This window comes from Micromonospora sp. RTP1Z1 (assembly GCF_033804685.1).
Taxonomy (GTDB): Bacteria; Actinomycetota; Actinomycetes; order Mycobacteriales; family Micromonosporaceae; genus Micromonospora.
This window is the reverse complement of the sequence record NZ_JAPFQV010000068.1, coordinates 25,066-35,227: the sequence shown is the minus strand read 5'-3', so window position 1 is coordinate 35,227 and position 10,162 is coordinate 25,066. Positions and strand designations below refer to the sequence as shown.

Annotated in this window: 10 protein-coding genes; 4 read left to right on the top strand and 6 right to left on the bottom strand. The window is 67.7% G+C overall.

Going from position 1 to position 10,162, the window contains the following annotated elements:
- Positions 1-51 precede the first annotated feature (51 nt).
- The gene (locus SLP03_RS26510) at positions 52-465 is read right to left on the bottom strand and encodes an RDD family protein (RefSeq protein ID WP_413644750.1); all 414 of its coding nucleotides are present in this window, start codon (positions 463-465) and stop codon (positions 52-54) included.
- A gap of 254 nt (positions 466-719) precedes the next feature.
- Here SLP03_RS26510 and glnA point away from each other — a divergent pair, with 254 nt between their 5' ends.
- Complete coding sequence (glnA, locus tag SLP03_RS26505) at positions 720-2,144, top strand: type I glutamate--ammonia ligase (RefSeq protein WP_319463352.1); 1,425 nt, start codon at positions 720-722, stop codon at positions 2,142-2,144.
- Positions 2,145-2,225: 81 nt separating this feature from the next.
- Here glnA and SLP03_RS26500 read toward each other — a convergent pair whose 3' ends face one another.
- Complete coding sequence (locus SLP03_RS26500; protein WP_319463351.1) at positions 2,226-3,299, bottom strand: site-specific integrase; 1,074 nt, start codon at positions 3,297-3,299, stop codon at positions 2,226-2,228.
- A 156-nt stretch (positions 3,300-3,455) separates the two neighbouring features.
- Entirely contained in the window at positions 3,456-4,265 is an 810-nt protein-coding gene (locus SLP03_RS26495; protein WP_319463350.1) for a GNAT family N-acetyltransferase, read from the bottom strand.
- 589 nt (positions 4,266-4,854) lie between these two features.
- On the opposite strand from SLP03_RS26495, the gene SLP03_RS26490 reads away from it, so the two are divergent.
- Both SLP03_RS26490 and SLP03_RS26485 read left to right on the top strand, forming a co-directional pair.
- Entirely contained in the window at positions 4,855-5,784 is a 930-nt protein-coding gene (locus tag SLP03_RS26490) for a hypothetical protein (RefSeq protein ID WP_319463349.1), read from the top strand.
- A gap of 484 nt (positions 5,785-6,268) precedes the next feature.
- Positions 6,269-6,496: a hypothetical protein gene (locus tag SLP03_RS26485; protein ID WP_319463348.1), complete on the top strand. Its 228-nt coding sequence runs from the start codon at positions 6,269-6,271 to the stop codon at positions 6,494-6,496.
- Positions 6,497-6,736: 240 nt separating this feature from the next.
- Here SLP03_RS26485 and SLP03_RS26480 read toward each other — a convergent pair whose 3' ends face one another.
- Positions 6,737-7,045 (bottom strand): hypothetical protein, encoded by a 309-nt coding sequence (locus SLP03_RS26480; RefSeq protein WP_319463347.1) that lies wholly within the window; start codon positions 7,043-7,045, stop codon positions 6,737-6,739.
- A 258-nt stretch (positions 7,046-7,303) separates the two neighbouring features.
- Positions 7,304-7,867, bottom strand: coding sequence for a DUF2199 domain-containing protein (locus tag SLP03_RS26475; RefSeq protein WP_319463346.1), 564 nt, complete (start codon positions 7,865-7,867; stop codon positions 7,304-7,306).
- A gap of 564 nt (positions 7,868-8,431) precedes the next feature.
- On the opposite strand from SLP03_RS26475, the gene SLP03_RS26470 reads away from it, so the two are divergent.
- Positions 8,432-9,337 carry an aminoglycoside phosphotransferase family protein gene (locus SLP03_RS26470; protein ID WP_319463345.1) on the top strand — a complete coding sequence of 302 codons (906 nt, stop codon included), beginning with the start codon at positions 8,432-8,434 and terminating at the stop codon, positions 9,335-9,337.
- A gap of 127 nt (positions 9,338-9,464) precedes the next feature.
- Here the strand turns inward: SLP03_RS26470 and SLP03_RS26465 are convergent, their stop codons facing one another.
- Positions 9,465-10,139 carry an SMI1/KNR4 family protein gene (locus SLP03_RS26465; protein ID WP_319463344.1) on the bottom strand — a complete coding sequence of 225 codons (675 nt, stop codon included), beginning with the start codon at positions 10,137-10,139 and terminating at the stop codon, positions 9,465-9,467.
- Positions 10,140-10,162 lie beyond the last annotated feature (23 nt).

The following is a 10,162-nucleotide window of genomic DNA, read 5'->3' as shown; positions in this document are numbered from 1 at the left end:
TTCCCATTCCCCCACCTATCCCGTTCTGCGGCTTTCGCCGGGAGGTGCGGGTCAGGGGCGGGTGGGGTGGGGGGCGGGGGTGATGACGGAGCCGGTGAGGCGGTCGTGCAGGCCGCGGCGGTGTTCGTCCATGATCAGCGCGGGCACTACCAGGGCGAGCAGCACACCGCGGAGCAGGGCGCGGAGCACACCGATCCGGCCGCCGTCGAACCAGGCGACGCAGCGGATCCGGGTGATGTACATGCCGGGGGTCTGGGCGAAGAGGCCGAGGAAGAAGCCGTACTCCAGGACCAGCACCAGCACCGGGGCCCAGCCGTCGCGGACCGGGTCGGCGAAGAAGTTGGACACCAGTAGGCAGAGCACCCAGTCGATGACCAGCGCGCCGAAGCGGCGGCCGAGGCTCGGCGGGGTGAAGGCGGGATCTGTGGCGGGCGGCACCGGTGTCGGGTGATGCGGGTTGGTCACAGCGGTCAAGGGTAGCCAGCGAGGTGGACCGGTCCGGATGGGCTCCCCCCGCCAAATCGGACCAAGGGTGTCAATTAGCGCGTCCCGGCTACGGCAGGTATCGTCCGAGCGGAGAACCAGAGGTGACTGAGCGGCCGGGATGACGCTCCGCGAGGGACGTAACACGGCGGAAACAGAGGAGACACCGCCGGGCAACCGCGCGGTCATAGCGTCGCCAGGAGCCCAGCCACCCCGTGGACGTGCCAGGAGGACGTGTGTTCGCCAATCCCGAGGAACTCCTGCGATACCTCAAGAACGAGGACGTGAAGTTCGTCGACGTACGTTTCTGTGACCTGCCCGGCGTGATGCAGCACTTCAACCTGCCGGTCGAGTCCTTCGACGACAGCGTCTTCACCGACGGCCTCGCGTTCGACGGCTCGTCGATCCGCGGCTTCCAGAGCATCCACGAGTCGGACATGCTCCTGCTCCCGGACGTCGCGAGCGCCTTCATCGACCCCTTCCGCGCGCAGAAGACCCTCGCGCTGAACTTCTTCGTCCACGACCCGTTCACCCGCGAGGCGTACTCCCGGGACCCGCGGAACGTGGCGAAGAAGGCCGAGGCCTACCTCGCGGCGAGCGGCATCGCCGACACCGCGTACTTCGGCGCCGAGGCGGAGTTCTACATCTTCGACTCGATCCGCCATGAGACCTCCGCGCACCAGTCGTTCTACTACATCGACTCGATCGAGGGCGCCTGGAACTCCGGCCGCGAGGAGGAGGGCGGCAACCGCGGCTACAAGACCGCGTACAAGGGCGGCTACTTCCCGGTGCCGCCGGTGGACCACTACGCCGACCTGCGTGACTCGATCGTGCGTCGCCTGGTCGACGGCGGTTTCACCGTGGAGCGCTCGCACCACGAGGTGGGCACCGCCGGCCAGTCGGAGATCAACTACCGGTTCTCCACCCTGCTGCACGCGGGTGACCAGCTCCAGCTCTTCAAGTACATCGTGAAGAACCAGGCCTGGGCCGCCGGCAAGACCGCCACCTTCATGCCGAAGCCGCTCTTCGGCGACAACGGCTCCGGCATGCACACCCACCAGAGCCTCTGGCTGAACGGCGAGCCGCTGTTCTACGACGAGACCGGCTACGCCGGCCTGTCGGACACCGCCCGCTGGTACATCGGCGGCCTGCTGCACCACGCCCCGTCGCTGCTGGCGTTCACCAACCCGACGGTCAACTCGTACCGCCGCCTGGTGCCGGGCTTCGAGGCGCCGGTCAATCTGGTCTACTCGCAGCGCAACCGGTCCGCCTGCACCCGCATCCCGGTCACCGGCAGCAACCCGAAGGCCAAGCGGGTCGAGTTCCGGGTGCCGGACCCGTCCTGCAACCCGTACCTCGCCTTCTCGGCCATGATGATGGCCGGCCTCGACGGCATCAAGAGCAAGATCGAGCCGCCGGCACCGATCGACAAGGACCTGTACGACCTGCCGCCGGAGGAGTGGGGCGACGTCAAGCAGGTGCCGGGCTCGCTGCCCGAGGTGCTCGACGCGCTCGAGGCCGACCACGACTACCTGCTCGACGGCGGCGTGTTCACGCCGGACCTCATCTCCACCTGGGTGAGCTGGAAGCGGGCCAACGAGGTCGACCCGGTGCGCCTGCGCCCGACCCCGCACGAGTTCGCCTTGTACTTCGACTGCTGAGCCGGATCAAGCCGCTGACCTGGACCAACAGGATTGCTACTGATCTTGGGTACAGGTTGGGTACAACCTCACGAACGGCGGTCATGCCCGGCTCACAGCCGGCGTGGCCGCCGTTCCGTGTTGACCGAGCGCGCCGTCAATGAGCAGCCGGGTCCGATCGAGCACGTCCGGCCACTCGTGGACGTAGGTGTTGAGCGTGACGGTCGGCGTGCTGTGGCCAAGCGAGAGTTGGACGGTCTTCACCGATGCGCCCGCGTGGATCAGCACCGTCGCGTAGTAGTGCCGCAGTCCGTGTATCCCCCACCGCGCCGGCAGGCCGACCGCTTCCCGAGCGGTCGCCCACGTCCGGGAGAAGGTCGCTGCGTTGACAGGCTCGCCACCGACACCCCGGAACAGCAAGCGTGCGGCCCGGCGGACCGGCCGGCGGCGGTCCGTGTCGTCGTCGACTTCGACCGCGTCGCACCCGTCGACCAGGTGCTGACGCAACGCCACCGCTACTACATCAGGTAGCTCGACGGTGCGGGCGCTGGTGTTCGTCTTGACCGGGCCGAGGAACGGCTGACGACCCTTGAGCACCTTGAGTTGGCGGCGGACATGAACCTCTCGCGCGTCGAAGTCGATGTCGCCCACCTCCAGGCCGAGGATCTCGCCCATGCGCAGCCCGCAACCGGCCGCGAGATAGACCGTTGCGGCCAGCCGAGCCGGTAGCAGACGCGCCAGGTCGTGCACCTGCTGCGCCGTGGGAAGGGCTCGGGTCCCCCGGCTGATCGGCGGAAGGCGGATGCCCTTGTCGCACGGGCTGGCCGAGATCAAACGGTCCCGGACCGCCATGGCGAACATCGAGCTGAGATAGGTGTAGACCACCCGCAGCGTGGTCGGAGCAAGGACCGTCGACCGGTCCCGTACCCATCCTTGGATATGGCTCGGGCGGACATCCTTGATCTGCTGCCGGCCCAGCCCCGGCAGCACGTGGAGCCGGACAGCATGCTCCACCCGGACGGTTGTGCTGTCGGTGTGGAGTTGGGCGTCTCGCCACAGCGAGGCGAGGGCCGTGACGGTGATGCGGCCCGCCCGGTCATCGATGTACTGGCCCCGGCTCAGGTCGGCGCGCACGTTGGCGTCGTGGCGGTCGGCATCCACCTTCCGCTCGAACAACTGCGTGCGCGTCTCGCCGAGGTTGTCCGTCCAGCGGCCCTCTCGACATCTCTCACTGTCAGCGGTCTCGGGTCGACCTCTTAAGGACTGGATGAGGACTGACGCAGGCCACCCGTGTGGCCATCTGGTGGTAGATCACTGCCCTACCCGGTGTTCTCACAACGCTTGCTCGGCCGGCACACAAACCGGCGGATCGGAGGACGCGGGCAGAAGCACCGAGAGCACCCGGGTGAGGGGATGGAAACCGGCGCTGTCATACATTCGGCGGGCGGAGTTCCCGTCAGCCACCGACAGGCCGACGGCCGGCAGCCCCGCCTCGCGCGCGCCCCGTAATGCGTGCGTGAGCAGTGCCCGGCCAAACCCGCGGCCCTGTGCGCGAGGCGCCACGGCGAGGTTGAGGACCCAGGCGCAGACATCGTCGGTCCACGGCACCGGTCCGGCGCACAGGACGTGGCCGGCGCTGCGCCCTTCGGGATCCATCAGGCGGGCCGACGCGGGTAGCAGCGGCGGTACCGGCTCACCGCCGTCGAACATCGCCCGAACCTGCTCGGTGTCACTGGCCTGCCACGCCCCGTCCGGATGACCCGGCCCGTACGCCGCTGCCAGACCTTCGGCCAGATCGTCGTCCCAGCCCGGGGCGCCCAGGGACCATCCGTCAGGCAACGCCACCGGCGCGGGTACGTCGGTCAGACCGTGACGCATGTCGGTCGCGGCCCTGTCCAGTTTCAGACCGCCGGCCACCAACGCGGCCGCCAAGCCGTCATCGGACGTCTCCAAACGGAAGCCCGCGAGATCACGGCGCGCCTGCGCGGCAAGCTGGCCCAAGGCCGCCCCGGGCAGCGGCCGAACCTCAGCCGCGACGCGCGTCCCCGCATCGTCACGTAGGCGCATCTGGGCGAGCGCCGTGCCGTCGTCGGTCGAGAGCAGCGATTCGGCGGGGTCTTCGGGGTGTGGATGTACCGGCATTCGCGCGAGCCTAGTAGCCCGACCTATCGGACTCCACGAAAAAGCCGGTCGGGGTCGAACTGCAAGAACAAGATGCAGGGGATCTCCTCGTTGGGCGGTCGCAGACCGTCCAGGCTCCCCTGACGGGGACAAGTGGAGCGTCTAACCAGCCGAGTCTCAATGGCGGTTGCGCGTTCTGCCGTGGCGCCGAGAGGGGGGACCTCAGGCCGCGGCGTGCGTGCGCCGCAGCAGCTCGGCGACGGTGGTGGTCGTGGACCGTCCGCGGCCTGGCGCTGACGGGCTTCGCGCCGCACCGTCAGTTTGGAAGGACGAGGATCAAGGCCCCGAGATGCCCGAAACGCCTGCTCCTGGCAGAGGAGTGGGTAGCAGCTCGTGCCCGCTCGTGCCCGTTCGGGGCTCCGGCTACTGGCACGTGGCTGGCACGCCGTCACCTAGTCGAAAAATGTCAGGGCCATGTCCGCCCCGTTCCTCGCGGTCCATCTCGTGCTGCTCCGCGGGGCGTGTGTGCGGGCGGGTCGGTGCCCACCGTGCATCGAGGGCAATCGAAACCCATACGGCCTGTACGACCCCGCTGTGAAAGCATGCACGTGTGACCCTCGTGCTCAGCGTGCACAGCCGAGACAGCATGTGGCTGGTCGTGGACCGGCGGCTGTCGTACGGCGGCCGCCGTCCGCCAGTGGATGATGCCATCAAGGTCATGGACCTCCAGACCACCGATGGCGTAGGCCTCCTCGCGTACGCGGGTCTTGGTGCCACGTCGCGCGGGACGCAGCCGTCCGACTGGATGAGCGCAGTTCTGCGAGGCCACGGAGGTCTGACCTTCGAACAGAGCCTAGGTATCCTCTCCGCTGCAGCGAATAAGGAGCTGCCGAGGCATCTGGCGTCGATGCCGGGGGGCGCTCATTTCATCATCATTCCGGCTTTCATCAGAGACATCGGGCCGAGGCTCTACAGCATCGACAACATCGTCGACCGCAAGACGCGGCGGCACTGGTACCGCTACACGAGCCATCAGCGCACGACTGAGCCGAGATCGCCAAGCCCTCGTCTTGCCGTCGGTGGAACGGGCGGGCTCTACCTTGCCCGGAAGGGGACGGGGTGGCAGCGAGCCTTGATGAGGCTCGCTAATGCGCACGACCACGGCAAGGTCTCGGACCACTTGATCGCAGACCAGCTCGCCAGGCTCAACTTTGAGGCTCACCAAGGGGTCCGCGACGGAACAGTTGGACCACGGTGCATCGTAGTTTGGCGCCGGCGGCCAGATGCTCTACGGGCGACATCAGGCGGCGGCCATCAGTTTTACACTGGCGTCCAGCGTGAATCCGACTCTGGTGCGATTCCCGCGATCTCCAATGGATTGGACGTTCAGTCCATCGTTGGAGTCTTGGTGAAGCAGCTCCACAGAAAGTTGGCTGATCATGGCTTTGGGGCCAGCCTAGCGACGACGGAGGTCGAGGTGGCGGAGCTGAATCGGCTGCTGGCTGAGCTTCCGTCCGAGCCCGACGAGAAGCTTCGGTGACGCGTCAGATGCCCATGCCTGTTTCGACTTTGCGGCTATCGGCGGCGGAGAGGACCTTGAGTGACGCTCCCAGCCGTGGCGGTCATCCAAGCAGGTTTGTGGATGGGAGTTCTGGGTGGTGCGGATCTCCTCGTCGGGCAGTCGCCAGACCGTCCAGCCTCCCCGGATGGCAACAAGGTGGAGCGCCCTACCGGCCGAGTCTCAATGGCGTTTGTCAAGCGTCGGCGTCAACCGGCCGAGGTCGGTCGAAGCTGAGGTCGGCACCATGGCTGACCAGGTTTTGTGTGGTGGCGTGTGCGAGACTCGAACCCGCGACTGAGGGATTATGAGATCAAAATGCCTGCCCCGCCGACCTGGGCACATGAGGCTCTAGCAGCGGAAACATCTCTCGACGTTTCACACCACTCCCCCGCCGTCCGTCGACCTCTTGCGGACTGGATGCGGACTGCCGCGTCTCTGAGCGGTCGTGATCCAATACGCGGCCATGGGGCTGGATGAGTGCCTGTCCGAGCTGCTGGTCCAGCTCGGGGATCGCGGCCTGGTCGCCATCGTCAAGATGGACGGCGAACGCGAACGGGGTCGCTGGACGGTGCTGGTGTCGGGCAAGCCGCTGGGCGGGGAACTCGTGCGGTGGGACGGCGACGACTTGGACGCCGGGCTGTCGCGGGTGGTGGCCAAGCTTCAGGAGCGGGTTCCGGGACTACTCAACTGAGTTGCGGCCTGGGGCGTACCGCCACACGGTTTAGGAAGTGTGGACACGGGCGGAAGCCGCTCGGCAATCACCTGGCTTAAGCTGCGTCGCCATGCTGGCCGCCACGCCCGGGAGCTGACCGCAGTTGACCGTCGTCGCCCACCCCATCGGGCACGCAACGGGCACGTGGGCCGGTTCCAGGTCGTTCCGCTCGGCTGACCAGCCCGGCACAACCGCCGCAGGCTGGTCGCACCCATGCGGCTACCAGTACGTCAGGCGGAACACGTCTCGGGCAACCAGGCCGCCCGGCGGCCGGAGCGGGTCGTAGCCGTCGCCGAAGTACCCCGCTCGTTGATGGGAGCGGAGAACGAGACGATGGCCGGCGAACACGAGGATGACATCAACCGCAGCCATCGTCGCCGCCCCCTGTGGGGACATCAGCCGCACACCCGCCGCCCGGAACGGCAACGGAAAAACAGCCAAGAGGATCGCCAAACGGTAGAGCCAGATGCCCGCACGGTAGGTGAAAAGCCGCCGGCACGCCTCGAACTCGCTGCTGTCGATTGACACCGCGTCAGGTTAGTCCGTGCTCGGCTCTCATCGCTGGCCCTGCCGTCGCCGCTGTCCATGTCGGTATCCCTCGGTCCGGAGCCATTGCTGTCACTGGGACTGGTTGAGGAGTCAGGCGAACTCCCGCGCCGGCATCGGTCACAGGGCAGGATGAGGGTCTACAGCAAGAACTGCTCTCGACATCTCGCACGGCTTCCCGCCGTCCATCGACCTTCTGCGGACCAGATGCGGACCGCTGCCCTGTTGACGCCGTGAAGCTCATGGCAGCTTCGGCAGCACATCCTCATGCGGCCAGACGTCAGCGAGCACCTTGGCCAGACCTGGGTCAGAACTGTGCGTGCAGTACGGCGTCTGCTCCGGGTCACGCACCTCCAGCTCGACCGCGGCAGCGAGCAGGCCCCAAACCGGGAGGGCGTTCGCGAGCCAACCCTGGAGCCGTAGGTCCTGATACTCCGGCTCTGACCACACCGCGGCCGCGCGCTGGAGGTCAGCGGGATCAAGGGCGATCCACACCCCGAACGTGGCGTTGAAGCCACCGGTCAGCTGCACGGGAAGCAGTGCCCGCACGAAGGCACCCACCCCGGGGACCTGCATCATCACCGAAGCGTCCGGGGTCGCATGACTCAGCCAGGCACCACTTGCCCGGTGCTGCCTGGGCGTGTCAAGGACAGGATCAGGCAGCCGGAACCGGGCTTGCCGGTTATGGAGATCCGTTGGCTGCCCGCAGCAGAAACACAGCTCGGTGGTGTGCCGCATCTCCTCTGCGGGTTCGGCGTAAACCGGGACAGCGCGCTTGCGGAACCGGTCAAGGAAGTTGCCCACAACGTCCCTCCCCCTCTTGTGGGCGCGCAGCGTACCAACCGCAGGGAGCGAGATCTCCTCGTCGGGCAGTCGCCAGACCTTCCAGCTTCCCCGGACGGGGACAAGGTGGAGCGCCCTACCGGACGAACGACCTTGGCCCCGTCCGGGGAAGCTGGTAGCCCTCGTGGTGCACGTCGAGGAGATCCCGGCAGATCTCTGAGGAGGGCCGGGGTTCGGGGCGGAGCCCCGAGGTCTTCAGGGTCCTGGTCGTCCGTCAACGTGGCCGGCCGGCCCGGCCGATGCCGGCCGGAGGTCGCCAGCAGGCCGGGGCCGGGCCGGCGCGGCCCGCTTGCGGGCCGCCTTGATCCTAAAGAGGGGAATTCGGCAGTGCGCGGGCCTCAGCGGTTGTCCTCCGTCGACTGATGTGCGACACGCGTCTGCCAACTGACCTGCGACATGCGCGCGGATCGCGCAGTGAGCGGGCGGCGGACCAGACGAAGCGCGATACGAACCGGTGTAAGCAGCAGTTGACGGCGATCCGCTGCCGGGTGAACAGGCGGCGCTGCAGGACTACTGTTGCTCCGCATGACCCACGTCGAGATCGAGATCACGGCGGAGCTGGTCCGGGACCTGGTACGCGACCAGCACCCCGACCTCGCTGATCACCCGGTACGTCTGGGCGCGCGTGGATGGGACAACCAACTGTGGCGGCTCGGCGACGACCTCGCCGTCCGGCTTCCCTGGGCGACCAGGGACTCGGACGCACTGCTGCGCAAAGAGCGCACCTGGGTGCCCATGCTGGCCCCGCACCTTCCGCTGCCGATCCCCGTCCCGCAGCGATTCGGCGAGCCCTCCGAACGGTTCCCTCGGCCATGGCTCATCACCACCTGGGTTCCGGGCACACCGGCAGACCGCACCCCTGTCACGCGCGCAGCGGACGCGGCCGAGTCCTTGGCCGCTTTCCTGACGGCTTTTCACCAACCTGCCCCCGACGGCGCGCCCGCCGGCCGGGACCGCGGCGGCCCGCTGGCCGACCGAGCAGAAGGGGTCGCCAAGGGACTCGCCTCCGCTGCCGAGCGAGGGCTGATCCGTGACCTGGACGCCGTCAACGCCGTCTGGCGCGACGCGGTCACCGCGCCTGAATGGACTGGTCCGGCACTGTGGATCCATGCTGACCTGCACCCGGCCAACGTCCTCACTGCCGACGGGTCCTTCTGCGGCGTGATCGACTTCGGTGACCTCTGCGCCGGTGACCCGGCATGTGACCTCGCCGCCGCGTGGATCCTGCTACCGGATGGCGCCATCGACCGCTTCCACACGGCCTACCAGCCAACCCTGGACACCGCGACCCTGCGACGCGCTCGCGGCTGGGCGGTGTGGCGCGCCCTCGGCTGCATTTTCATCGGCAACGACGGCGGCCCCGGCGGCAAACCCACCTGGGGCCCGCCCGCCAACGCCTCCCTGCAACGCCTCATCGCCACCATCCGCTGACCCGGCGATCGCCACTGCGTCCGACAGGCGGCGTGATCAACCATCCGCACATCGGCAGATCAGGATGCCGAGCGGTAGCGGCCGCCGTCACGCTCCGCCACGCGCGGATCGCGGCAGATCCGGATGTTCACAGTCCCTCGACTGCGGGTGGGCCGCTCTTGAGGTGTACGAGCGCAGTCCATTCGCGGGCTATCGCGGACGAGGGGTCGAGGCCCCCGTCTGATCGTGCGCAGAACGGCAGCCACTGCCAATCTTCGGCTCCCGGACAGGCCAGGGGGATCCAGCGGATGAGCAAGTCCTCGAACGAGGTAGCCATGGTCCGGCCGTGGCCTTCACCGTCGTCGTGGCTGAGGTAGACCACTCGGCCGTGCTCGTCCTCGTCCAAGTCCAGCGCGAGGTAGTCGCCGTTGCCGACCTCCATGAATGGCAGCTTGTGATGCCAGACCCTGTCGTAGGGGTCACTCGGGTCCGGGAACACGTCGTCAACCCATCCTCGGACTGCCGTTATCAAATCGGGCAGACCGTTGAGTGACCAACGTAGGTTTCCGGAGAAGATCTCGCGGAACGGATCAGGGAAGGTGTGCCCGGTGGGCGCGAACCAGGCGAACTCCACCCGGCTGGCGACGGCCGTCAGGCAGTGCCGCAACGACGTCGGCAGCTTGCACCCCAGTTGGCCCTCTACCGCATCGACCTCGCCTGGCGAAGCGGGCGAATCGACCACCAGTGGTCGGGTGTCGAAGCCCTGCGCCGCGAGAGAATCCACGATCTCCGAGAGCCGGCCGACTGCCTCCGTCGCGTTCACGAGCGAAGTGTGCCACTGTTGCC